This is a genomic window from Micromonospora sp. NPDC005220, from assembly GCF_040607895.1.
Classification (GTDB): domain Bacteria; phylum Actinomycetota; class Actinomycetes; order Mycobacteriales; family Micromonosporaceae; genus Micromonospora.
The window spans coordinates 1-24093 of sequence record NZ_JBEXHP010000089.1 but is presented as its reverse complement, the minus strand read 5'-3'; the positions used below and the strand labels follow the sequence as shown (position 1 = coordinate 24093).

At 71.6% G+C, this 24093-nt stretch carries 15 protein-coding genes and 2 pseudogenes; 13 read left to right on the top strand and 4 right to left on the bottom strand.

Annotation, left to right across the window (positions count from 1 at the left end; genetic code table 11):
- The 6 genes and pseudogenes from ABZU52_RS25085 to ABZU52_RS25060 all read left to right on the top strand — a co-directional run.
- A pseudogene (locus tag ABZU52_RS25085) lies at nt 1-93 on the top strand (regulatory iron-sulfur-containing complex subunit RicT); the annotation flags it as partial.
- Complete coding sequence (locus ABZU52_RS25080; RefSeq protein ID WP_354973422.1) at nt 82-417, top strand: hypothetical protein; 336 nt, start codon at nt 82-84, stop codon at nt 415-417. The pseudogene ABZU52_RS25085 and the gene ABZU52_RS25080, both read left to right, overlap by 12 nt.
- Nucleotides 417-683 (top strand): phosphopantetheine-binding protein, encoded by a 267-nt coding sequence (locus ABZU52_RS25075; protein ID WP_354973419.1) that lies wholly within the window; start codon nt 417-419, stop codon nt 681-683. Before ABZU52_RS25080 ends, ABZU52_RS25075 begins: the two co-directional genes overlap by 1 nt.
- Nucleotides 683-4075 (top strand): amino acid adenylation domain-containing protein, encoded by a 3393-nt coding sequence (locus ABZU52_RS25070; RefSeq protein ID WP_354973418.1) that lies wholly within the window; start codon nt 683-685, stop codon nt 4073-4075. Before ABZU52_RS25075 ends, ABZU52_RS25070 begins: the two co-directional genes overlap by 1 nt.
- Nucleotides 4072-6954 (top strand): beta-ketoacyl synthase N-terminal-like domain-containing protein, encoded by a 2883-nt coding sequence (locus ABZU52_RS25065; RefSeq protein WP_354973417.1) that lies wholly within the window; start codon nt 4072-4074, stop codon nt 6952-6954. Before ABZU52_RS25070 ends, ABZU52_RS25065 begins: the two co-directional genes overlap by 4 nt.
- Nucleotides 6951-8939 carry an amino acid adenylation domain-containing protein gene (locus ABZU52_RS25060; RefSeq protein ID WP_354973416.1) on the top strand — a complete coding sequence of 663 codons (1989 nt, stop codon included), beginning with the start codon at nt 6951-6953 and terminating at the stop codon, nt 8937-8939. Before ABZU52_RS25065 ends, ABZU52_RS25060 begins: the two co-directional genes overlap by 4 nt.
- A gap of 135 nt (nt 8940-9074) precedes the next feature.
- Here the strand turns inward: ABZU52_RS25060 and ABZU52_RS25055 are convergent, their stop codons facing one another.
- On the bottom strand, nt 9075-9533 hold the full coding sequence (locus ABZU52_RS25055; RefSeq protein WP_354973421.1) for a tetratricopeptide repeat protein: 459 nt from the start codon (nt 9531-9533) through the stop codon (nt 9075-9077).
- Between the two features lie 414 nt (nt 9534-9947).
- On the opposite strand from ABZU52_RS25055, the gene ABZU52_RS25050 reads away from it, so the two are divergent.
- The 3 genes from ABZU52_RS25050 (at nt 9948) to ABZU52_RS25040 (ending at nt 12766) form a co-directional block, all read left to right on the top strand.
- Nucleotides 9948-10940, top strand: coding sequence for a hypothetical protein (locus ABZU52_RS25050; protein WP_354973415.1), 993 nt, complete (start codon nt 9948-9950; stop codon nt 10938-10940).
- A gap of 57 nt (nt 10941-10997) precedes the next feature.
- Complete coding sequence (locus tag ABZU52_RS25045) at nt 10998-12311, top strand: M48 family metallopeptidase (RefSeq protein ID WP_354973414.1); 1314 nt, start codon at nt 10998-11000, stop codon at nt 12309-12311.
- Between the two features lie 197 nt (nt 12312-12508).
- On the top strand, nt 12509-12766 hold the full coding sequence (locus tag ABZU52_RS25040) for a DUF4262 domain-containing protein (protein ID WP_354973413.1): 258 nt from the start codon (nt 12509-12511) through the stop codon (nt 12764-12766).
- A 175-nt stretch (nt 12767-12941) separates the two neighbouring features.
- Here the strand turns inward: ABZU52_RS25040 and ABZU52_RS25035 are convergent, their stop codons facing one another.
- The 3 genes from ABZU52_RS25035 to ABZU52_RS25025 all read right to left on the bottom strand — a co-directional run bounded on the left by ABZU52_RS25035 (nt 12942) and on the right by ABZU52_RS25025 (nt 18413).
- Nucleotides 12942-14921, bottom strand: coding sequence for a pre-toxin TG domain-containing protein (locus tag ABZU52_RS25035; RefSeq protein ID WP_354973412.1), 1980 nt, complete (start codon nt 14919-14921; stop codon nt 12942-12944).
- Nucleotides 14922-14925: 4 nt separating this feature from the next.
- Nucleotides 14926-17814, bottom strand: a complete 2889-nt coding sequence (locus ABZU52_RS25030; RefSeq protein WP_354973411.1) for a hypothetical protein — start codon at nt 17812-17814, stop codon at nt 14926-14928.
- Between the two features lie 221 nt (nt 17815-18035).
- Nucleotides 18036-18413 (bottom strand): integrase core domain-containing protein, encoded by a 378-nt coding sequence (locus ABZU52_RS25025; RefSeq protein WP_354973420.1) that lies wholly within the window; start codon nt 18411-18413, stop codon nt 18036-18038.
- Between the two features lie 177 nt (nt 18414-18590).
- Between ABZU52_RS25025 and ABZU52_RS25020 the strand changes: the two are divergent.
- The 4 genes and pseudogenes from ABZU52_RS25020 to ABZU52_RS25005 form a co-directional block, all read left to right on the top strand.
- Nucleotides 18591-19454, top strand: a pseudogene (locus ABZU52_RS25020) (DDE-type integrase/transposase/recombinase); the annotation flags it as partial.
- A gap of 278 nt (nt 19455-19732) precedes the next feature.
- Nucleotides 19733-20887, top strand: a complete 1155-nt coding sequence (locus ABZU52_RS25015) for a glycosyltransferase family 39 protein (protein ID WP_354973410.1) — start codon at nt 19733-19735, stop codon at nt 20885-20887.
- Between the two features lie 109 nt (nt 20888-20996).
- Nucleotides 20997-22895 carry a glycosyltransferase family 2 protein gene (locus ABZU52_RS25010; protein WP_354973409.1) on the top strand — a complete coding sequence of 633 codons (1899 nt, stop codon included), beginning with the start codon at nt 20997-20999 and terminating at the stop codon, nt 22893-22895.
- The gene (locus tag ABZU52_RS25005; RefSeq protein WP_354973408.1) at nt 22883-24022 is read left to right on the top strand and encodes a glycosyl hydrolase; all 1140 of its coding nucleotides are present in this window, start codon (nt 22883-22885) and stop codon (nt 24020-24022) included. The genes ABZU52_RS25010 and ABZU52_RS25005 overlap by 13 nt, the downstream gene beginning before the upstream one ends.
- The last annotated feature ends 71 nt before the right edge of the window (nt 24023-24093 follow it).

The following is a 24093-nucleotide window of genomic DNA, read 5'->3' as shown; positions in this document are numbered from 1 at the left end:
GAGCATCCCCTATACGCTGGCAGTAGCAATTATCCGTCTCCAGGTCAGCGAGTCGAGACTCCCGATGGCCTGGGGAAAGTTGTGTCCCGGCATCCAAGCGCCTTCTGGCGGGCCGCGGCCCTCCGCCCCCCGACGTCGACGCCGCCCCCCGACGTGCCCGACCCGGTGCTCTGGATCGAGGTCGGCACCACCGTCACCCCGCACCTGGACGCCGATCAGCCGCCGCTTCCCGCCAACCGGCATGCCCGCCTGCTGACGACCGTCGGCGCGCTGTGGCAGCTGGGTCTCACCGACGCCTGGGACCCCGTGCACGACACCGGCCGCCGCCGGCTGCCCGCCCCCACCTACCCCTTCGCGGCCACCCGGCACTACCTGGACGCACCCGGAGCCGACCCGACCACAGAGAGGCGACACTGATGCGCGACGTACAAGACCGGACCTGGGTGCCCGAGTTCGAAGAGCTGTGGATGGAGGTGCTCGGCGTCGACACCGTCGACGACGACGACGACTTCTTCGACCTCGGCGGCCACTCGCTCAGCGCGCTGCGCCTGAGCACCCTGATCCGCCAGGAACTCAACCTCGCGGTCATGTTCGGCCACGTGCTGGAAAACCCCCGCCTCGCCGACCTGCGCAAGGTCGCGAGCGAGGTGCCGCTGGAGCGTCCGGCGGCGGAGACCGCCTGATGGTCGCCCCCGACCTCGCCGCCTGGGCGCCGCTCGCCGCGCGGGTGCTCGGCGGCACCCCCGAACAGGTGAGCGCGGCGGCCGCCACCGAGTCCTTCGTCGCCCTGGGCGGCACCTCGCTCCAGGCCATCGCCCTGGTCTCGCTGGGCCAGCGCGAGCTGCGGGCGGACGTGGACAGCGCCCGCCTGCTGTCGGCGCTGCCGCTGGCCCAGGCCCTCGCCGGCGCCGTGGACTTCGTCGACACCGCGCCACCCGTCGTCGCGCGGCAACCCACCGAGCGGGAGTTGCTGCCGGGTCAGCGGTCCATGCTGGCCGCGCACCTGCTGGACCAGGACGCGCCGTACCACCTGATGTTCACCGTGGAGGCGGACGGGCCCCTCGACCCGGCCCGGGTCCGGTGGGCGCTGCGCGAGCTGACCACCCGGCACGAGGCGCTGCGGACACGCTTCGTCCGCGACCCCCGCCAGGCCCGGATCGTGCTGCCCGCGCCCTACGAGCCGCGCCTACTGCACCAGTCGCTGCCCGACGACGACGCGGTACGCGCCGTGCACGACCTGTACGGCCCGGCCGCCGCGCGTCTGCTGCGCCCCTTCGCGCAGCCGCCGGTGGTGTTCGTGCTGACCCGAACCGGCCGGCGCGACCTGCTCACCATGCTGGTGCACCACACGGTCAGCGACGGCTGGAGCGTCGGATTGTTCGCGCGGGAGTTCGCCGAGTTCTACGCCGGGGACGGCCCGGCCGAGGCGGCCCCGTCGCCGGACTGGGTCGGCACCCGGCTCGCCGCGCAGGAGTCGTCCGGCGCGCTGGAGGCCGCTCTGACCCGGGTCACCGCGCGGCTGGACGGGGCACCGTGGACGGTGACGCTCCCCACCGACCTGCCGCCGGTCGCCGAGGCCGACGGGCGGGGCGCCCGGCTGCGCTTCCACCTGGACGAGACGGCGGCGGAGGCGACGACCGGGTTGGCCCGGGAGTGCGGGGTGACCGTCACGTCGGTGGCCCTGGCGGCCTGGGCGTTGACAGTGTCCCGCCGCGCCGGTCTGGACGACCTGGTGCTCGGGGTGCCGGCGGCGGGCCGGTTCGAGGCGGGCATGGACCGCCTGGTGGGCCTCTGCACCCGGGTCGTCCCGGTCCGCTGCGCGGCGACCGACGACAGCACCGTCCGGGAGTTCGTTCGCGGGATCGCCGACGCCCTGGCCGCGGCGGTCGCCGACGCGGACGTGCCGTTCGAGACTGTCGTCTCCGCGCTGGGCGCCGGCACCGACCCGGGACGGAACCCGCTGGCCCAGCTCGGCTTCGCCGCGCACCACGAGCTGGTGCCCGACGAGCTGGTGGTGGGCGACCGTACCTGGCGGGTGCACGAGGGCCACTGCGCCGGATCGGTGTTCGACGCCCTGCTCTACCTCCAGTCGTGGTCGGATCGTCCCCGGTTCGCGCTGGAGTACGCGACAGCCCTGCTGACCGCCGCCGACGCCGGGGAACTGGTCGAGTCGTTCCAGGCGGCGGTGCGGGAGCTGGCCGCCGACCCGGACGCGACGGTGCGGGACGTCACCACGCTCTCGGCGGGTCAGCGCGCCCGGTTGCGCGAGCTGGGCGCGGGCGGGACGTACGACACCGCCGACGACGTGTGGCACCGGTTCGCGGCGTACGCGGAGTCGGCGGGCGAGCGGTCCGCGCTCGTCGACGCGCACACCAGGCTGACGCTCACCTACCGGGACCTGCACGACGCCGCGGTCGAGCAGTCCCGTCTCCTGCACGACCACGGGGTGCGTGCCGGCGACGCGGTTCTCCTGGAGGTGCCCCGCTCGGCCGCCGAGGCGGTAGCGGTGCTGGGCGTGCTGCGACTCGGCGCGCACTACGTGGCCGTGGACCAGCACGCCACCGCCGAGTGGCGTACCCATCTGGCGGCAACCGTCGCGGCGCGGGCCCGCCTCGGTGTGGGCGAGCCCTGGCCGGGAGTCGTCGACTGCCCGCTCGTCGATCCGCGGACGCCCGTCGGGGCAGACCCGGTCGAGGCGGCGCCGAGCAACCCGGCGCGCACCGCGTACGTCTCCTTCACGTCCGGTTCGACGGGCGTGCCCAAGGGCGTCGTCGTGCCGCACCGGGCGGTGCTGCGACTGGCCGACGACCCGGGGATGTTCGCCGAGCGGCCGGGTATGCGGATGCTGCGGCTGTCCCCGCTGGCGTTCGACGCGTCCACCCTGGAGCTGCTGGTGCCCCTGGCCACCGGCGACACGGTGGTGGTCTTCCCGCCGGAGGACCCGACGCCACGCGGGCTGGCCGACGTCCTGAGCACCGCCGGGGTCACCCACGCCTGGCTCACCTCGGGCGTGTTCCACCTGGTCGCCGACCACCGTCCGGACGCGTTCGCCGGGTTGCGGCAGCTGTTCACCGGCGGGGGAGTGGTGTCACCGCCGCACGTGCGCCAGGTGTTGCGGGCCTGCCGGGGCCTGCGCCTGACCAACGGGTACGGCCCCACCGAGAACACCACCTTCACCACCACGTACTCCGTCGAGCACGCCGACTCGACGCCCGACCCGCTGCCGATCGGTGCTCCGGTGCACGGCACCGACCTGTCCGTCGTCGACGCGTCGGGTCGCCTCGTCCCACCGGGGGCCGTCGGCGAACTGCTGGCCGGCGGCACCGGTCTGGCCGACGGGTACCTGGGCGACCCGACCAGGACGGACGCCTCCTTCGTGCGCCGCGACGGGGTACGCCGTTACCGCACCGGGGACCTGGTGCGCTGGGGCACCGACGGCCAACTGCGCTTCCTGGGCCGCAACGACCGCCAGGTGAAGATCGCCGGACACCGGGTGGAGCCGGTCGACGTCGAGCGCCGGTTGCGGGCGCAGCCGGGCGTCCGCGACGCCGTGGTCTTCCCCACCGGTGACCCGGCGACCGGCGTACGCCTCTGCGCGGCGCTCAAGCCCGACCCGGACGGCCTCGACGTGGCCGCCGTGCGCCGCGCGGTGGAGCCCGACCTGGCCCCGTACGCCCGGCCGCAGCAGTGGGTGACGGTGACCGAGTTCCCGCTGGACCGCAACGGCAAGGTCGATCTGCGGGCGTTGGGCGCGCTGGCCCAACCGACAGCGCCGCCGGAGACCTCGGCCGCGCCGGCCCGGGTTCCCGCCCAGCGCTCGGCGTCGCTGGCCGAGTTCGAGGAGCTGGTGACGGGCGCCTGGGTGGAGGCGCTGGGCACCGACGACTTCGACGTCGACGAGGCGTTCTTCGACGTCGGCGGTGAGTCGCTGCGCCTGGCGATCGTGCGCCGGCTGCTCCAGGAGCGGCTGGCCGGCCAGACCATCCCGCTCACCGACCTCTACCGCTTCCCGACCGTCCAGACGCTGGCCCAGCATCTGCACGCGCAGACCGAGAGAGCAGGCGCACCCTCATGAACGACGACATCGCGATCGTCGGCCTGGCCGGTCGGTTCCCCGGCGCCGCCGACGTCTGGGAGTACTGGTCGAACCTGGTCGCCGGGAAGAGCACTGTCAGTGCGCTGACCCGGGGCGAGCTGCTGGCCGCCGGGGTGCCCGCCGACCGGCTCGACGACCCGGCGTACGTGCCGGCGCGCGGCGTCCTGGCCGACCCGGACCTGTTCGACGCGGCCTTCTTCGGCATCACTCCGAGGGAGGCGGAGACCATGGACCCGCAGCACCGGCTGCTGATGCAGACGGCGTGGGCCGCGCTGGAGTCGGCGGGGCTCGCCACCGAGCGGCCGTTCGGTCGGGTCGGCGTCTTCGCCGGGGCCGGGTTCAACTACTACGCGCTGCACCACGTATTCGCCCAGCCCGACGTCGTCGAGTCGCAGGGGCTGCTGTCGGTCGTGCTGGGCAACGAGAAGGACCACCTGGCCGCGAAGATCGCGTACCGGCTGGACCTGGGCGGGCCCGCCATCACCGTGCAGACCGCCTGCTCGACGTCGCTGGTGGCGGTGCACCTGGCCTGCCAGAGCCTGCGCGGCGGCGACTCGGACGTGGCGCTCGCCGGTGGCGCCTGCGTGGCCGTGCCGCAGCAGGCCGGGTACCTCTACGAGACGAAGGGCATCATGTCGCCGGACGGCACGTGCCGGCCCTTCGACGCCGCTGCCGACGGCACCGTGCCCGGCAACGGGGTCGCCCTGGTGGTGCTCAAACGCGTCGCGGACGCCCGCCGGGACGGTGACACCGTGTACGCGGTGATCAAGGGGTCGGCGGTGAACAACGACGGTGGGATGAAGGTCGGCTACACCGCGCCGGGCATCGCCGGGCAGGTCGACGTGCTGACCCGCGCGTACGCCTCCGCCGCCGTCGACCCGGCGACCGTGGGCTACCTCGAGGCGCACGGCACCGCCACCGAGGTCGGCGACGCCATCGAGCTGGCCGCGCTGACCGAGGTGTTCCGTCGCGGCGAGCGACAGTGCTCGATCGGCTCGGTCAAGGCCAACGTCGGGCACCTCGACGCCGCCGCCGGTGTCGCCGGTCTGATCAAGGCAGCGCTGGCCCTGCACTTCCGGCAGATCCCGCCGCTCGCCGGCCTGAAGCAGGCCCGGCCCGAGCTGCTGGACGGCTCGACGCCGTTCATGGTGGACACTGTCGCCCGAGCCTGGGAGGCCGCCGACGGCCCGCGCCGGGCGGCGGTCAGCGCCTTCGGCCTGGGTGGTACCAACGCCCACGTGGTGCTCGAGGAGGCCGACGGTCCGGTCCCGTCGGACCCGCCGGGGGCCGACGGTCCCGCCGAGCTGATCGTGCTGTCCGCGCGGACCCCGGAGGCGGTCCGCGAGGCCGCCGAGCAGGTGCACGAGTACGTGCGGCAGCGCCCCGACCTGTCCCTGCGGGACGTCGCGCTGACGGCGCAGACGTACCGCCGGCACTTCCCGCACCGGTTGGCGGTGGCCGCGCGGGACGTCCCGGCGGCGCTCGCCGGGCTGCGCCGGGCGCGGGTGCGCGCGGCGGCCCGCCGACCTCGGGTGGTCTTCCTGTTCCCCGGGCAGGGCGCCGAGTTTCCCGCCATGGCGCGGGGCCTCTACGACCACTACCCGTCGGTGCGGGCCGCCCTCGACCACGGGGCGGAGCTGCTGGCCCCGGTCCTCGGGCTGGACCTGCGGGACGTCCTCGTCGACGACGACCCGCACGGTGTCGTGCACCGCACGGACGTCACCCAGCCGGCCCTGGCCCTGTACGGGGTGGCGCTCGGCCGGCTGCTGCTGTCGTGGGGCGTCCGTCCGGCGGCGATGATCGGCCACTCGGTTGGTGAGTTCCCAGCCGCCGCGCTCGCCGGTGAGCTGGCCGACGACGACATGCTGCGCCTGGTCGCCACCCGGGGCCGGCTCATGCAGGACGCCCCGGAGGGTCACCTGCTGGTCGTGCTGGCCGGGCCGCGCACCGTGGAGGAACACCTCGCGGGCCTGGACGACCTCGACATCGCCGCGCGCAACGCGCCGGACGTTACCGTCGTGGCAGGGCCGCCGGCCCCGCTCGCCGCGTTCCGCGAACGCCTGGACGCGGCTGGGGTGCCCTGTCGGGCGCTGCCCGCGCAGCGCGCCTTCCACACCCGGATGATGGCCGACGCGGCCCGGCTGCTCGGCGTCGAGGCCGACCGGGTGCCCCATCGACCCCGCACCCTCCCGGTCGTCAGCAGCGTCGACGGCACGCTGCTCGACACCGGCCAGGCGCGTGCCGAGGGCTACTGGGCGGCACAGTTGCGCAGCCCGGTGCGCTACCACGACGCCCTGCTGACCGCGCTGGAGCTACCCGACCCCGTGCTCGTCGAGGTCGGTCCCGGCACCGCGCTGACCAGCATGGCACGGCAGACGCCGCAGGGACGGGGGGTGCCCGGGTTCGCCATACAGCCGCGACCGACGCCGCGGGCCGACGCCGCCGACGTCCTCGCCGGGCTCGGTGGACTGTGGACGGCCGGGGTGACGGTGGACTGGGCGGCGGTGCGCGGCGACACCCCGGCGCGGCGGGTGGCGCTGCCGACGTACCCGTTCGCCCGTACCCGGCACTGGCTGGAGGCGACACCGCCACCGCCCCCGGACACCGCCGAACCGTCGCCGCCTCCCGCGGCTACCGGGGAGAGCACGGTGGTGGGCGAGATCGTGGAGCTGTGGGGCCGGTTGCTCGGCTCGCCCGACATCGGGCCGGACACCGACTTCTTCACCGTCGGCGGTGAGTCCCTGCTGTTCATCCGCATGGTCAACCAGGTGCAGCGCCGCTTCGCCGTCCGCATCCCGATGGAGAAACTGTCCGCGCGACCCACGCCGCGCGTCCTGGCCGAGCTGGTGACGGCATGACCGACCACACCGACCTGGCACACGCGGCAGCGGTGGCGGCCGTGCTCGCCCACCGCCTCTCCGGCGCGACGTCGGTAACGGTGCGCGGCCCGCACGGCGACCACACGCTGCGCGTGCACCCGGACACCACACTGACAGAGGTACGCGCGCAGACGCGGACACCGTCACCCGAGCTGTCCCCGGTGGACGTGGTGCTGGTGACACCCGGCCCACCGGGCGGGGCGGCGGGAACGGTGGGCCCGGTGCCGGTCTGGCTCGCCGGCGACCACTGTCATCCGACCCACCTCCAGGAACGACTGGACACCCTGAGCGGATGGCTCACCGCCCATCCCGACCGCCCGGTGCGCGAGGCGGTGCTCGTCGGTCCTCGGGAGCGGGCCACGCTGCTCGGCTTCAACCCCGCGCCGACCCCGGCCCCCCGGACACCCGTGCACGAGGCGATCTGCCGGCAGGCGGAGCGCACCCCGGACGCCGTCGCGCTGCGCGGCGGGGGACACGACCGCAGCTACCGGGACCTGCTCGACGAGGCAGCGGCGCTGGCCGGGCGACTGCGCGCCGAGGGCGTGGGCCCCGGCTCGGTCGTCGCCCTGTGCACCGAGCGGAGCCCGGAGATGGTCGTCGCGGTGCTCGGTGTCCTGCTGGCCGGAGCGGCGTACCTGCCACTGGACCCGTCCCACCCGAGGGCCCGGCTGGACCTGATGCTCACCACCGCCGACGCCGCGCTGGCGCTCGCCGACGAGGAGGGACGGGCCGCGCTCGGCACCGGCGGAACCCCGGCCGTTCCGGTGCGACCACTGGCCGGCGCCGACCTGCCCGCCTTGCCCGTCGACTGGCGTGGCTACCGCGCGCCGGAGGAGGTGGTGGACGGGCTGTCGTACGTCATCTTCACCTCCGGGTCGACCGGGGCGCCGAAGGGTGTGCAGATGACCCATCTGTCGCTGGCCAACCGGCTGGCGTGGATGCAGGAGGAGTACCGCATCGGGCCCGGCGACGTGGTGCTGCAGAAGACGCCGTACACCTTCGACGTGTCGGTGTGGGAGCTGCTCTGGGCCTTCCTGGCCGGCGCGACGCTGGTCACGGCCGAGGCCCAGGCGCACCGCGACCCGCAGGAGATGGCCGCCGTCATCGCGCGCGAGGCGGTGACCACAGTGCACTTCGTGCCGTCGATGCTCGCCCTGTTCGTCGAGGAGCCCGGGGTCGCCGCGTGCGCAGCCCTGCGCCGGGTGATCTGTAGCGGGGAGGCCCTGCCGCCGAAGCTCGTCAACAAGCTCACCGCCACCCTGCCGACGGTGCGGGTGGACAACCTGTACGGCCCCACCGAGGCCGCCATCGACGTCACCGCCTGGCCGTGCCGCCGACCCGAACCGGACCCCACCGTCCCGATTGGCAGGCCGATCACCAACGTCACGGCATACGTGCTGGACGACGACGGTGCGCTGGCCCCGCTGGGCGTACCCGGGGAACTGGTGGTCGGCGGCGACTGCCTGGCCCGGGGGTACGCCGGACGGCCCGACCTGACCGCCGAGCGGTTCGGCACCGTGCACGTCGCCGGGCGTCCCCAGCGGGTGTACCGCACCGGCGACCTGGCCTGGTGGTCACCGCAGGGGTACCTGAACTACGGCGGGCGCATCGACACGCAGGTGAAGATCCGTGGGCAGCGGGTGGAACTCGGCGAGATCGAGTCGGTGCTGAACAATCACCCGCTCGTCGCGAACAGCGTGGTGCTGCTCCGCGACGACCTGGGTGCGGCCCCGACCCTGGTGGCGTACGTGGTGACCGAGCGGCACGCCGACGCGGGCGACGTGAGCGAGGCGGCGCTGCGGGCGTTCCTGGCCGAGCAGCTTCCCGACCACATGGTGCCGCTGCGCCACGTGGTGCTGCCCGAGTTGCCCGCGACCGCCAACGGCAAGGTCGACCGCAGGGCTCTGCCCGCCCCGCCGGCCCGGGTCCGCCGGCCGGTACGGGTCGGGTCACCCTCGGCGTAGGGCGTCGGGAGCGGAGGAGTCCGCAACAGGTCCGAGGGATTTGGCGACGCGCTGCTCCACGGCCTGTGCGACCTGGACCGCGAGGAAGGAGTATCCGCCCAGGTCCGGGAAGTTGTCGGTTGCTGCTGGAGCACCTCACCCACCACCTCCAGGACCACCGCCTTGATCTCCGTCGGCCCCACGCCCATGCTGTCCCCCTCTCCGCCAACAGGTGGCCCGCGTCCAGCCAGTGCTCGTGGTACCGGCTGGTGTCGTGGCGCCACTCGTCGAGCGACAGCGCGGCGATCGTGATGTCGGCGCGACCTGCCACCGCGACGACCGGCACCCGCACCGGTCGGAAAGACAGGTGTTCCCGCACCTCGTACGCGGGGTTCCCGCCAGGTTGTTCAGACCGGTGGCGACTTGGGGATGGTCTGGGCCGAAGGCAGCCTCGCTGATCGCAAGGGCACGCTCCTGCAGCGGCAGTGCCTCCGCCGACTTGCCCAGACCCTGAAATGCATGCGCAAGGTTCCCTAGAGCGATGGCGACGGTCGGGTGGTTCGGGCCTAACACTCCAACGTCACTTGGTTTCGGCGTTGGGCGTGGCGCGGGCATGAAGACGGCCACCGCGTTGATCATCGATGGTTTGTGAGGACAACCGAAGATCGTGCGGTGGCCGCGTGCCACAGCGTAGACCCCGCCGGATGGCGGGTCACCCTGGACGAGGCGGTGACGCGTGTCGCTGACCGGTTCGTGCGGGCCGAGCCCCGTCGAACCGCCGGGCAGTTCGTGGAAGGACTGCTGTCGGGGAACGGTTAGCTCTCGCTGCACACACCCTCGTCCTAACAGGGCATACGTCCGAGGGCTTGCCACCGTTCTGCATGATCATTCCGCGCATGTTCCGGATCTTGCCGCTCCTCGGGAGCGACGTTGCCAATGTCCACCTTGGCGGCTAGGCCAGTGCGGCGGGTCGTGGGGTCTACCTCCAGGCGTATACCGGCTCGGCCGCGTCTGCCACGATGGGCAGCCGTGACCCGATCGCGCAGGCGCCCGAAGCCATTCCGTCCCGCCGGCCTGATCCCGTTCCTGATCGTCGTAGCCCTTGCCGTGGTCACGGGGTACGGCAGCTGGCACGTGTACGACACGGCACGCCCTGGTTCCAGGCCAGCGAAACAGAGCTACATCCGGGTCATCGCCCCGGAGGGCGTGTCCAAGGTCGCGGTGACGTTGTTCGTCATGCCGTCACTCGACAATAGTTTTTTCACTGACGTCTCCTACGCTCTGACCGTCGTCGTCGACTCGGCGCGGGAGCTCGCCGACCGGAGCGTCACCGTCGAGGTCTCGCCGGAGAGTGCGATCGTCTGGGACGGTCGGCTTGCCGATGTGCTGACTGGCTTCAACGGCTTTCAGACCTTGACCTCCGAGCCGATGACGAAGGTCGTGGCCACGGGCAAGGGTCACCGCTACGCGACTCGTCTCTTCGGTGACACGGACTTGCCGGTCTACTTCCAGCGCGGCGAGCGTACGTTCGTCCGGACGCCGCAGCTGCTCACGCCCGAGGTGCGCTTCGACGGGCCTCCGACTGTTCTGACGCTCGACGACTTCGGCAACGTGCTCAAGGCGAACGGCGGTCCGGTCGAGCGGCCCGAACTCGCGTACCGGATCGAGATCCTCGGGGCACCGCCAGAGGACGTCCGGGAGGAGTACGCCAGCCCGCCGAGGGAGAAGCCGCTGGCCCTGTCCTGGACGATGGACCAGGACTCTGCGGCGACGCTGGCACCCAGCGTGACGTACGTCGATGACAACAAGGCGGCCGACATCGAGAACCGGATGTTCGCGGCCGGTGTGGGTGCCGGCGTTAGCGCGTCATTGATTCTGTGGATCGTCGAGTTCGGGCCGTGGCGGGCGCTGGCCGCGTCGGCCGGGCGGGTGCGGTCGCGGCGGCGCTGGCGGCGGGCGGTGGCGCAGGCCCGACGGCCACGGCCACGGCGACGAGGCGGATACGGGTCGCGCGGGCTTTAGTAAAGGCGCCATTGCCGGAGCACGCACTCTTGTCACTGCGATCTACACTCCACCCTCGTGCCGACGAAGACGACGACGCCGGGCAAGTGTCAGGCTTGTGCCCACGACCTAGTCCTCCTGGACGCGGAGGCGCTCTCCTGGTGCCCTGTCTGCCGGTGGAACCTGGACGTGTACGACCCCGCGCTGGCTCCGTGGCGCGGCACTAAGATGATCGGCCGGTGGGGGTTCCGGCGAGGGCTGGAGCTCGACCGGGCGACGCATGAGGACCTGCTGGCCGACCCGGAGGCACGCCCGGCTGGCACGTCGTCGGGTGAGGTCTGGCTGTTGGCGGTCTCCGTGGTGCTGGCCCTGCTGGGGGTGGCCGCGGTGGGCTACCTCGTCTGGCTCGTCGTGGCCAGCGAGCTGCCGCTGGGGGTGCGGCTGGCTCTGGCGATACCCGCTGTGCTCGTTTTGCTGCTGGTGAAGCCGTCGTTCGGGCGGGTGCCCAAGTATGGCGTGATCACCGAGCGTGAAGCCCCGCAGTTGCATCGTCTGGTGCGGGAGGTCGCCGAGGTGGCCGGGACGCCGGTTCCCGATGTGATCTGTGCCGATTTGAGCCTCAACGCCGGTGTCGCCCGGCTGGGCTGGCGCCAGCGGTCGGTGCTCGTCATCGGGATTCCCTTGTGGGTGATGCTGCCGCGGCCGGCTCGAGCTTCGCTTCTGGCCCACGAACTGGGTCATCTCGCCCACGGCGATCCGCTTCGGGTACGCAGGACGGTGCTGGCGAGGACGTTTGGCACCCGCGCGGTGACGGCCACCGGTGGGCGGAACCCCTGGCGGCGGGCCGTTCGCGCTACGGACTCGCTGGCCGAGCAGGGTGGCGGCGCGGTTGTTCTCCTCGGGATGATCGTCCATGGAATCGTCGCTCTGGCCAACGTCGCCGGCGCGACCGCGCAGCTGCTCGTCGACAGCGTGGCGATGCCCGACAGCCGCCGCGCCGAGTACAGGGCCGATCTGGTCGCCCGCCGGGTCGCCGGCAGCGCGCCCTTCCTCCGATCCTCCGAGACGGTCCTGCTCGCCGGCCGGATCTGGCAGGACTTGTGGCATCTGGCGCCGCGCATTGACGGCGAGCAATTGGAGGCGATGGCAAGTGAAGCCCGGCAGCGACTGTCCGTCCACCTGCCGCTGGCCCGTCAGCTCAGCCGGCGAACCACCGACTTGTGGAGTAGCCACCCGGGCGAAGACCAGCGGATGCGGCTGATTGAGGCTTTGCCTGACGTCGACGGAGCCCTCTGTGTCGATGACACCCGCTGGACCGAGCTCGACGCTGAACTCGCGCCTTGGCGCCGTACCGCACACAACGCCCTCCTTGGCACCCGGGACCGGTTCTGAAGATTTGTGCCACCAGGGTGGGCCCGGATGCCCGCTCCGGGCCGGCGCGCGTGAGGTTCGAGGACGAGGTGGGCATCGGCACGGCGACATTGCGACGCTGCGCTTCAGCGAGGACGCTTTCGTCGTGGTGACCTCTTCGGCGGAGCCGGAAAGGTCAACGAAGAGTACGAGCTCCGCCTGGCCCCGGTGCACAGCAGTTGGTACGAGCGCTTGTTCGGCGCCGCCATCGACACTATCAGCGCCCACCGTTCCCGGTGGTCCAACTCCTGTGGCCTGACACGTCCGGCCGGTACCCAGGGGCCCAGAGCGCGAGCACGGTACCTATGACGCGCAGCCGGCGCTATGGCTGCCGATGGACGAGCACCCGCGCTGTGTGTGGACGGAGACGCCCGCAGCATAGGACCGGTGCACGCACATGCCGCGATCCGGCGCGAGCGCGACCACCCCGGCGGTGACGGATTGTAGTCGGCAGGGCGGTCCGTCATGCGACATGGGAAGGTGCTCGACAGACGTCGTCGCCCCTTCTGGAGCGTCGACCTCTGTACGCTCCAGCCGTACCTGCTTGTGCACCTGGACCAGTACGCCGACAGGACTGGTTGGCTGCCGGATGGGGCCTTTTCGGTGGGGCTGCTACTTCGGCTGGCCGGTGGCGGGCACCGGGACGGCCTGGCCGGGCACGCCGCGGGGGAGCAGGGGAGCCGGGCCCAGCAGGTGCTCCGGCGGCACGTGGATGCGCAGGCTGTTGGACAGGTCGACCAGCTCCTTCTGCGTCACATTCATTCCGAGCACCTCGAAGTTGTAGCCCAGTCCCGTGAGCTGCTCCTGCATGTTCCCCACCGGCACATCCCTGGGAAGTACACCGAGGACCTTTGTGTCCTTCGGGGAGACCCGCACCGGCAGGAACTCCTCACCGACCTGGACCACTGTCGCGGTACCGTCCTCATTGGCCGCCAGCCGCTCGATGTCGCGGCGGACCTGCCCGCCCTCCTCGCTCAGCACGACCTCACGCTCGATCCTGTCCAGGGCCGCGTCGACCTCGTCGGCCCTGGTGGGGAACTTCTCGCCGCGCAGCCGGGCCCGGTTGTTGCGGGCGCGCAGCACGTCACGGGCGTACGCGCGCAGCTCGGCGCGCTCAGCCTGGGACAGGGAACTGATGCCGCCGGAGGCGATCTTCAACTCCCGGGCGGCGTGCCTGCCTGCCTTGGCCTCGAAGATGGCGACGATGATCAGCTCACCGTTCCGCCGGTGGGCCAGGATGCCGTCGGTGAGCTGGCGTCCCGACGCGTCGCGGATCATGTGGCCCGGGATGAACTCCAGCGTCTGGGGCGCGGGGATGTGGATGCCCAGGGCACGCGCCCCGGCGGGATCACGCAGCCACGCCGCGATCCGCGCCTCCAGGAACTCCTCCAGCAGCTGCCCCTTCATCAGGTTAATGTTCGGGCCCTTCTCAACGACCCGCATCAGCGCCAGATGGTCCAGCTCGCTGAGCACTGCCGTGCCGCTGACGAGCTTCTTCAGCGAGTCGGCGACGTACGTGGCGATGGACATGCCCCGCGGGCTGCCCCGCTTGACGCCCATCCTCTCCAGCGCGGTGACGGCCCTCGCCGCCAGCGCCGAATCGACCTTCTTTCCCGCCGCGATCAGGGTCCGGGCCTCGGAGATGGCGAGGCGCCCAGTGACGTCCTCGCTGACCTTCTCACCCGCAGCCAGGGCGAGGCTCCACCGTGCGGCGCCGAGCCCGTACAGCCGTTCCATCCGCGCTGCGGTGTAGAGCGCCCGACCGCCCTTGACGAACCGGGAGGCGAACGGCAGCAGCACGCCCGCGGCGATGATGCACCGGTCGACCTCGGTCAGCTCGTAGCCGAAGATGTCGTACCCGAAGGCCGCCTCGAAGATCGCAACCGCGGTGCCGACGACCGGGATGAAGGCGATGCCGAACTCGACGACCTCCAGCACCGCCGGACGGTGTTCGACGGGCAGCGGGAAGGAATTGGTGTCGGTGGGCTGCTGCTGGGCTATCCGCAGCGTGACCAGCAGGTCCTGGCGCTGTGCCAGCATCCGGCTCATGCCCTCGGCCGCGGGCAGGGTGAGAAAGTCGTCGTCGCCCTGGTGCGCCATCACCCACGCGGCCAGGGCCGCCGCAATGGCGTCGAGGGCGTCGGGAACAGAAGGCGTGGGAGGCACCGGAGATCCTGGCACCGCCGACGCCCGGTCGTGTTCCTGTACCAGCAGTACGCGCTTGCGGGTGCGATCGACGACCAGGTGCGTGGGCATGGTGGCGCGTTCGCGCAGCATCCGCATCAGCGCCAGGTATTCGTTGTTCTTGGCGGTGAAGGCCTCCGGGGTCAGCTCACGGCGGCGCAGCGGGGCTGCCGCTTGCCGCCGCGCGGTGACCTTCCACAGCTCCGGGCCGGAGAGACCGCCCTCCTTGCGATGCTCGTATGCGGCAAGGGAGTCAGGCCGCCGAGCGAGATCCTCGGCCATGATGGCGACCCCGCCGCGCAGCACGGCCAGCTCGAAGGCGCTCGCCCTGCCGCCGGTCATGCCGGCCTCGAACTCGACACGAGCCGAGGTCAGCATTCGCCGGTAGGGGCCCAGGTCGATGGCCATCGAGTCAGGCTGGGTAGACGGGGAGTTCGGGGCCTTCCTGCAACCACACCAGCGTGGTCGGCACGGTGAACTCCCACGGGCTGCCCTCGGGCAACGCGCCGGCCAGGTCGTCGGTCTGCGCCCGCACCTCGTCGGCGACCGACTTGTACAGCGGGTCGTCGATGGTGGGCGGCTCGCCGCCGAGCCAGACCCGGTCGGCCAGCCGAGGGCTCCTGCGAGCCAGGAAGTACGCGACCGCCAGGTTGTATGCGGGCGACACCGGGACCACCACCCTGGCCGCGCCTGCCTGCTTGAACTGGGCGAACAACGGGTCGATGTCGGAGCGGTTGCTGGCCTCGGTCCACTTAGTCTTGCGGCCCCAGAAGTACGGATAGAAGAGGTAGGTCATCTGCGGCCAGTCGAAGGCCTGTTCGAAGAACTGGATGACCGGGCCCTCTGCCATCGCCTCGTACACGTCGACCTCGGGCAGCTTCGCCGGGGCGTCCGCCGGGTCCGTCATCGCGTTGTAGTCGCTGAGGTGACTGCCGGTCATCATGGTGACACACAGCTTCTTTAGCTCGGTGCGCTCGATCTCCCGATTGGTGGCCGGGTTGCGGCCCTGGATCACCACGGCCCCCTCCGGCGCGCCGGCCTGGGCCACCTTCTGGTCGTACGCCGTCTTCATGGCCAGGTAGGCTGTGCTGATCTTCTCGAAGGTTTTGTTCTGCCAGTCCTGCAGGTGCGCGTCGTTCCGGTAGCAGTTGATGCCGACGTTGACTGAGTACGCGTTGATGTCGTACCCGATGCAGCTGACCGCCATGGGCCCTGTCGGGTTGTCGAAGGTCTCCGAGGACTGCGCCCACCCCAGGGTGTGCACTCCGCCCTGCTTGACCGCGGTGCTGGCGATGAGTTCGGCGGCGTCGTCACCGATTTGGATCGAGAACCGTGGCCCGCCGACCACGTAGATCAGCGACACGTTGGCGATGTAGTAGATCATGGTGTAGCCGTCCGGCACGACCAGGTCCTTGAGCATCTTCGATACGGTCTTGCCGTTGTCGACGCCACTCTGCTCGAACGACGTCGCCGCGTACGTCCATTCCAGCGGCGGCGTGGTGATTCCCTGGGCGTTGTAGCGGCTGGCGAACGTCTGGTAGTTCGACTCGTCGAGGTCGGCGGCGGTCAGCGGCTGGTTCTTAGCGTTGACGAGCGGTATCGGCGGCTCGGCGCCCACCACGGTCTTCGGCCGCAGCTGCGAGGCGAGCCAATAGGCCGCCGGCTGCGGCACGATGAACTCCAGCATCAGCCGCCGGCCGTAGTTGTAGACCTGTGCCCGGTAGCGCTTGTCCACCCAGCGGTAGACGCCGGTGATGTGCGCGGCGCCCTGGGCGTTGTCGACGCCGTGGGTATTGGTCTCCTCGACCTCGTGGAAGGTCTTGGTGGTGCGCTCGGTCTTCACCTTCTTCTGAATCTTTGTGACGGAGCGGTCGACCACATCGCGGGCGAAGTTCGAGCTGCTTCTGGTCGACTCCTGCTTGGATGTCGCGTAGGCGAAGTCGCCGTGCGCGGTGGTGACGACCGGCCCGAAGGCGGCGGTCACCGTCACTCCGGCCTGCACGCTCATGTCCTCCTTGACGGTCCGGTCCGCCTCCTTCTTCAGCTCGAACCGGTCGGTGGACTGCTGGTCACGCTCGGTCTCGTTCACCTCCTCCGACGACTCGAAGTAAGTGGTCTCGACCCGGTCCAGCATGCGGTGCACCCGCTCGCGGTGCTCGCCCTTGAGCACGTTCTCTATGTGTGCAACTTCTCCCGGGGCGTACCCGAGCAGGGTCTGCTTGACCACCTTCAGGTCGCCGACGCCCAGTGGCCGGATCCGGCCGCTGACATCCACGTCGGGGCTGGTGCCCGGGTCGGGGTCGGCATCGAAGATCGGCGAGAGGTCCAGGCCCGGCGCGATGGTGCCCACGTCGTGCAGATCGAGCGTGCCCGACAGCGCCCGGAACTCGCGCCGCAGCGCCGGGTCGTCACGCAGAGCGTCCACCCTCCGCAGCAGCGTGGTCAGGTGCGTTTGAGCGGTCGCGGTCGCCGTCGGAACCGCGGTGGCCTCCCCGATCCGTAGACGGGCCGCGACGCTCCGCGCTTCCTCGGGCAGGTTGCCATCGAATATCCGGGCCATGCTCGCCACGCGTCCCAGCGTGATCCGGTTGCGGAACACGTCGCCGTGCTGGGTTGGCTCCTCCGACAGCACCCGCTCGCGGATCGGCGCGGCGTTCGCCCGTACGGCGTCCAGCAGTGTGCGGGTCGCCGCGACCTCCCGCAGAAGCGCGCGGACCGGCTCGTCGGACACCTCGGCGTGCCCTGCCACCGAGGCGGAGCCGCGCCAGCGTGTGGTCTCGGGCGCCTCGACGACCGCGAGCTCCGCGGGCACAACCGGGGTGGCGCCCAGCGCGGTCACCGCGTCGGCGGCGGTGGTTGCCGCGTCGGCGCGCCACAGTGCGGCGAAGTGCAGTGCCCGCAGCGCGGCCGTCGGCGTCTCCAGGTCGGGTCCGGCCGCCGGGCCCTGACGATACGCCCGGTACAGCGCGTCCCAAGCCGTCCCGGCCAGCTCGGCGGCATCGCGGTCGGCCAAGGCGCGCACGTCACGCAGCTCCGCGTCCGCGTCCGCGTCGCCCAGCGGGTCGCCGCCGGGCTGCGCGCCGAAGTGGTCGGCCAGCGCGCGGGCCGCTTCGGCCAGCGCGGCCAGCCGCGGGTCCGGGTGCCGCGTGGACTCGCCATCATCGTTGCCGGCGAGCGACCCGCCGCCGGGGGCTCTGCGCTGATCGGTGATCAGGCCGAGGGCCGCCTCACGTTGCCCGACCAGTTGCGGCGGACGTACAGCGACGAACTTGAAGGCATCGACGGTCTGACTGTCTGGCATAAGTCTGTTGTAGGACGTCGCGACGCGTGCGCACAGTGTCTGTCGGATAGCGGCCTCGCCGAGCCGACAACGGGCGAGGTCACCAGCGAAGTGGACGGCACTGCCTGTCGTGCTTACTCGCGCCCGCCGGGGCGAGTTGGCCCGGCAGGCGCACGACACCCGACGGAAGTAGGTTGGGCTTGACCCGTTTCGACGGACAGAGTCGATGTGTTGATCTCACGCTACCTTGCTGATCGGCGAGGTAGCAGTTGCAGTGGTTCGTAAGCGGCGGGGCTGAGGTAGCCGAGGCTGGAATGTCGACGGCGGGTGTTGTACCAGCCCTCGATGTATTCGAAGATCGCCCGGCGGGCGGCGGTGCGGGTGGGCCAAGGCTGTCGGTGCAGCAGTTCGGTCTTGATCGTGGAGAAGAACGATTCAGCGACCGCGTTGTCCCAGCACTGTCCGCGCCGGCCGACCGATAGGCGGACCTTGTGTCGCTTGGCGAGACGGGCGTGCTGGGCGCTGACGTACTGACCGCCGCGGTCGGAATGAAACACCCGCCCCGGTGCCGGCCGGCGCCGCACGAGGGCGTCGGTCAGGGCGTCGTCGACGAGGTCGATGCGTAGGTGATCGGCGACGGCCCAGCCAACGACGCGGCGGGAGGCCAGGTCGATGACGATGCGCTGACCAGCGCGAGGATCACGACGCGGGACGCGAAGCGGCTGACCGGGATCGCCCGGTCCAGCGCTGAGCGCGACCGGCGGCGGCCGACACCGGCCCCGCCGGTGCGGCGAGTGCCGGCGAACGCGCTCACCCCGGCCGAACGCGAGCAGGTCCTGCGGCTGTTGAACAGTGCGGAGTTCGTCGACGCGGCCCCGGCCCAGATCTACGCGGCGCTGCTGGAGCAGGACGTGTACGTCGCCTCGATCGCCACCATGTATCGGGTCCTGCGCGAGCACGCGCAGGTTCGCGAGCGTCGCCGGCTGGCCCGGCACCCGGCCCGCCGGCGTCCCGAGCTGGTCGCTGACGCGCCGCGGCAGGTCTACACCTGGGACATAACCAAACTGGCCGGACCGGCGGAGGGCTCGTAATTCGACGCCTACGCGATGATCGACATCTACTCCCGGTACATCGTCGGCGCCCGTGTGCACGCCCGCGAGTCCGGCCCCCTCGCGGAGTCGATGATGCGCGAGGTGTTCGGTGTCCATGGCGTCCCGCACGTCGTGCACGCCGACCGCGGCACGTCAATGACGTCGAAATCGGTGGCTGACCTACTCGAAGACCTCGACGTGACCCGCTCGCACTCCCGGCCGAAGGTGTCCAACGACAACCCGTACAGCGAGGCCTGGTTCAAGACGTTGAAATACGCGCCGGTCTTCCCGGACCGGTTCGCGTCCCTCGCTCAGGCGCGGGCGTTCATGACCGACTTCGTAACCTGGTACAACCACGCCCACCGGCACTCCGGGATCGGCCTGCACACTCCCGGCGACGTCCACCACAGCCGTCACCACACCGTCCGCGCCAACCGCGAGGACACCCTCGCCGCAGCCCGCACGGCACACCCGGAATGGTTCGGCACCACCCGGCCCCTGCCCAAGATCCTCGACCTGCCCGAACAGGTCTGGATCAACAAACCCGAGCCACACCGACAAGCCGCTTAACTCCCGTTGGCCTCAATCCCTTGACATGTTCCGTCGGGCCGCTCCGCGCGTCGCTGGACCGCGCCGGGTGATCGCTGATTTGGGGCTTATGCCGTATCCGAGTTATCTGTCCGGTTCTGTTCCCTATGCTCCAGTTGACACCCGTACCCGATCCAGGAGTCCGGCCGGTCCTGCGCCGCGTGCTGCCCACGCCGCGCGTACGCCCGGCTTGCGTCGCCGTGGGGCGCGCCCCCGCCGCGGTGTGCACCGCCGGATCCGACAGAGATGCGTGAGACACGATGAAGGACGCGGACACAATAATCCTGCCCCGGCTGGCGTCGACGGAGGTTGACGTCGAGGACCCCTGGGGTGAGGACCACGCGATGGTCACCCAGGCGACGACCGACACCGGCCGGTGGCGGGTCACCGCCTGGCTGGTGCCGGCACTGTTGACGGTCGCGCTCTGCCTCCTGCGGGCCGGCGTGGCCACTCCGCCGGGCGGCGGCACCCCGGGCCTCGCCGGTTCGCCGCTGCTGCGCTGGTGGGCGGAGGTGCTCGGCACGTCCGGCCCGGCGATACGGGTGGTGTCGACGGTGGCCGTCACCGCCGCCGCGGCCCTCGTCGGGCTCCTGGCGGCCCGACTCTTCACGCCGCGGGTGGGCCTGCTGGCCGGCGTGATCTTCGCGCTGCTGCCGACGTCGACCCGGTACGCGCAGGAGATCCAGCCGTACGCGCTGACGGTGTTCGCCGCCGTGCTCGCCACGCTGCTGCTCGTGCGGGCGGTTGAACGGCCGACGGTCGGACGCTTCGCCGGCTACGGCGCCGCGGTGCTGCTGCTGGGCCTTTCGCACGGTCTCGCGCTGCTGTTGCTCGCCGGGCACGGCTGGTCGATGTTCGTCTTCCGACGCGGGGTGGTCGGCCGGTGGTCGGCGGTCGCGATCCTCGGCGCGCTCCCCGCGGCTGTCGCGCTGGGGCTTCCCAGTGGCGTGGTCGGCGGCGGGATCGCGCGGGGGTCGGAGCCCACTCTGGACGTGCTGGCCGCGACGCCCCGGAACCTGTTCGGCGTCACCGCCCTGGGGGTCGTGCTGGCCGGGTTGGCGCTGTTCAGCCTGCCGCTGCGACGCTCCGCCGCTCTCTACACCGCCTGGGCGGTGGTGCCGCCGCTGGGTCTGCTGCTGGTCGCGCAGGCGACGCCGGTCTGGGTGCCGGAGGTGCTGCTCTTCACGCTGCCCGCGTGGGCCACCCTCGGCGCGGTCGCGCTGGCGCGGGTGCGCGTCCGGTGGTGCGCGGTCGCCCTGGTGGCGATCGCGGTGCTCGGCGCCCCGGCGCAGCTGGCCCGGTCCACGCCCGGGGGGCGCGAGCGGGCGACCGGCGATCTCACGAGGGTCGTTCACTTGTGGACGCGACCCGCCGACGGTGCGACGGCACGCGAGGCGCACCCCGCCGGTGGCTGAGGAGAGCGCGGCTCATGGTCATTTACGTAACTAGCCCGCTTTAAGCAAATTGTCCGAATAGCATCAGCTCCGGTCGAGTTCGAGTCGGGCAGAAATCCATGGGGGCAATGTGGTCATCGCCAGCGATAGCCGGCGGTCTCCCGTCGTCGGGCAGGGCATCGCCGTCGCTCCGGCCCTGACCTCGATCGGAGGGTCGTCGGAGCCGCCCGACCGTCGGCAGCGCAACGTCCGGGCGCGCCGCGCCTACGCGGCGTGCGGTACGACGGCCGGACCGCTGATCGCGCCGGGGCACGTGGCGGCGCCGGTCCAGTTCCGGCCGGCCCTGTCGCCCGCGTCCCGGCTGATCCTGACGCTCCTGGTTCTCGTCAACAGTGCGGCCGGGCTGCTGTTCGTCGGGTGGCTGCTGCTCCCGGCGCACGTGCCGGGGCCCGGCGTGACCGGGATCGGCAGCTGGCAGACGACGGCGGCCCGGCTCGGCTTCTGCGTGGTCGTCGGCGTGGAGTTGATCCGCCTCGCGCAGAACGTCGTGATCTGGGTCTTCGCGTTCCATGCCAAGGATCCGGTCCCCGTCGATCCGCCCGTCGGCCTGCGGGTGGCGCTGCTCACCACCATCGTGCCCAGCAAGGAGCCGCTCGACGTCGCCGAGCGGACCCTGCGGCGGATGCGGCAGATTGTCTACTGTGGCCAGGTCGACGTCTGGATCCTCGACGAGGGGGACGACCCCGCGGTGAAGGAGATGGCCGCGCGGCTCGGGGTGCGGCACTTCAGCCGCAAGGGCCGACCCGAGTACAACCAGCCGAGCGGCGAGTTCCGGGCCAGGACGAAGTCGGGAAACCACAACGCCTGGCGGGCCGAGCACGAGCACGGCTACGACGTGGTCGCCAACGTCGACCCGGACCACGTGCCGTTGCCCGGCTTCCTGGAACGGACCCTCGGCTACTTCCGCGACCCGGACGTCGCCTTCGTGGTGACCCCGCAGGTCTACGGCAACATGCACCAGAACTGGGTCGCGCACGGCGCGTCGGTGCAGCAGTACCTCTACAACGGACTCATCGCGCGCGGCGGCAACGGGCTGGACGCGCCACTGCTCACCGGCACCGGCCACCTCTACCGACCGGCGGCCTGGCGCAGCGTCGGGGGCTACCAGGACTCCATCATCGAGGACCACCTCACCAGCATTCGGGTCCACGCCGCCGTCAATCCGCACACCGGCAACCGGTGGAAGGGCGTCTACACCCCGGACGTGGTGGCCATCGGGGAGGGCCCCACCTCGTGGGCCGACTACTTCAACCAGCAAAAGCGGTGGGCGGCCGGCATCTGCGAGATCCTGGTCCGCCCCGAGCTGCGCGCACCGCGCGAGCTGGGCACGCGGCGCCGCTGGCAGTACCGGCTGCTCCAGTTCTACTACCCGAGCGTCGCCGTCGGCCTCCTGCTGGGCAACCTCGCCACCGCCCTGTACCTGCTCACCGGCGTCGGCACGGCCCAGCTCGACGTGACCGTGTGGTCGGTGCTCTGGGCCGGCACCATCGGCACCTGGTTCGCGCTCTGGCTCTGGCTGCGCCGCTTCAACATCGCCCCGCACGAACGGGAGGAGATCGGTGTGGTCGGCATGGCGCTGGCCCTCTTCACCGGTCCCGTCTACGTGGCCGCCGCGGTCGGCGCGCTGCTGCGGCGCAAGCTCGCGTTCGTGGTGACGGCCAAGGGGAAGCTGCGCACCACCGAGTCGCTCGGCACCTTCCGGCTGCACTTCAGCTGGGCGGCCTTCGCCGCCGCCGTGCTCGGCGCGAGCTTCCTGCTGGACCACGGCCTGACCCTGCTGTGGGTCTGGCCGGTGCTGACCCTCCTGACCGGCCTGGGCCCGCCGCTGATCGCCATCGTCTCCGGTGTGACGCGCCGTGGGCGACACCGCGACGACGCGGCCCGCGCCGCCGCGCGTACCCGTAGCGAGGACCGCCACCCGCCGAGGACGCGGGTGCCGGCGGAACGGAGTGTGCCATGGCGAGGCTGACCCTGCCGCGGAGCATGCTGGCGCTGATCACCGCGCTGCTGCTCACGTACGCCTTCGTGATCGCGCCGCGCACGGCGTCGGGAGCCCGGGGGGAGGCCGCGGCGACGGCCGCACCGAGCGCCCCGGCGACGCCCGCACCGCCGCCGCGCCCGGAGCCGGTGCTCTTTCCGCCGGCCGGGAAGACGTTCATCGGCGTCATGACGAACGAGGGTCCGTACGACTTCACGCCGGTGAATGCGTTCGCCGCCGCCGCGAAGCGTCAGCCGCAGGCGATGCTCTTCGGCGCGGGATGGGCGTCGGCGGCCTTCGACCGGGTGCTCTTCGACCGGATCCGCGACCGGGGCATGCTGCCGATGCTGGCGTGGGAACCGTGGGACTACCGGCTGGACGAGACCTCCCGCAAGAAGGGCTTCAGCGCCCGCAAGATCGACAGGATCCGCTCGGACCAGCCCCGGTACCGGCTGGCCCAGATCGCGCGGGGGAGCTTCGACCCGTACCTGCGGTCGTGGGCGCAGGGCATCAAGGCCCTCGGGTACCCGGTGGCCATCCGGTTCGCCCACGAGATGAACGGCGACTGGTACCCGTGGTGCGAGACGGCCAACGGCAACCGGCCGGGTGACTACGTCAAGGCCTGGCGGCACGTCCACGCCGTGTTCGAGGCCGCCGGGGTGCAGAACGTCATCTGGACGTGGAGCCCGAACGTCAGGTGGGACGACTCCACCCCGAAACTCGCCACGCTCTATCCGGGCGACGACTACGTGGACTGGGTCGGACTCTCCGGCTACTACGGCACCGGGGCGCTCTCGACGTACCGGTCCTTCGACGCGATCTTCAACCCGACGATCCGGGAGATCCGCGGCTTCACCCAGAAGCCGCTGGTCGTCACCGAGACCGGCGCCTCCGACCGCAAGGGGCGCAAGGCCGAGTGGATCCGGGAGGCCTTCGAGCTGCTGCCCCACCACCGGGACATCATCGGCCTGATCTGGTTCGAGGCGCGCAAGGAGGTCGACTGGCGGATCGTCAGCTCGCCCGCCGTCGCCAAGGCCTTCGCCCGGGCCGTCGCCGCCCCCCGGTACGACGTCGGCTGGTCGCCGGCGATGGTGCCGCGCACCCGGGTCGAGGAATAGGCCGTCCGCCGGCATGAGCGTGTCCCAGCCCGTCAGGTCGGACCGGCACCCCGCCGCGCCCGGCCGCGCAG

Bases quoted from the DNA above. Each gene is read 5' to 3' on its own strand.
- ABZU52_RS25005 (WP_354973408.1), top strand. From the start codon at position 22,883: ATGGCGAGGCTGACCCTGCCGCGGAGCATGCTGGCGCTGATCACCGCG.
- ABZU52_RS25070 (WP_354973418.1), top strand. From the start codon at position 683: ATGGTCGCCCCCGACCTCGCCGCCTGGGCGCCGCTCGCCGCGCGGGTG.
- ABZU52_RS25035 (WP_354973412.1), bottom strand. From the start codon at position 14,921: ATGGCCATCGACCTGGGCCCCTACCGGCGAATGCTGACCTCGGCTCGT.
- ABZU52_RS25055 (WP_354973421.1), bottom strand. From the start codon at position 9,533: ATGCCCGCGCCACGCCCAACGCCGAAACCAAGTGACGTTGGAGTGTTA.
- ABZU52_RS25015 (WP_354973410.1), top strand. From the start codon at position 19,733: ATGAAGGACGCGGACACAATAATCCTGCCCCGGCTGGCGTCGACGGAG.
- ABZU52_RS25060 (WP_354973416.1), top strand. From the start codon at position 6,951: ATGACCGACCACACCGACCTGGCACACGCGGCAGCGGTGGCGGCCGTG.
- ABZU52_RS25065 (WP_354973417.1), top strand. From the start codon at position 4,072: ATGAACGACGACATCGCGATCGTCGGCCTGGCCGGTCGGTTCCCCGGC.
- ABZU52_RS25030 (WP_354973411.1), bottom strand. From the start codon at position 17,814: ATGCCAGACAGTCAGACCGTCGATGCCTTCAAGTTCGTCGCTGTACGT.
- ABZU52_RS25075 (WP_354973419.1), top strand. From the start codon at position 417: ATGCGCGACGTACAAGACCGGACCTGGGTGCCCGAGTTCGAAGAGCTG.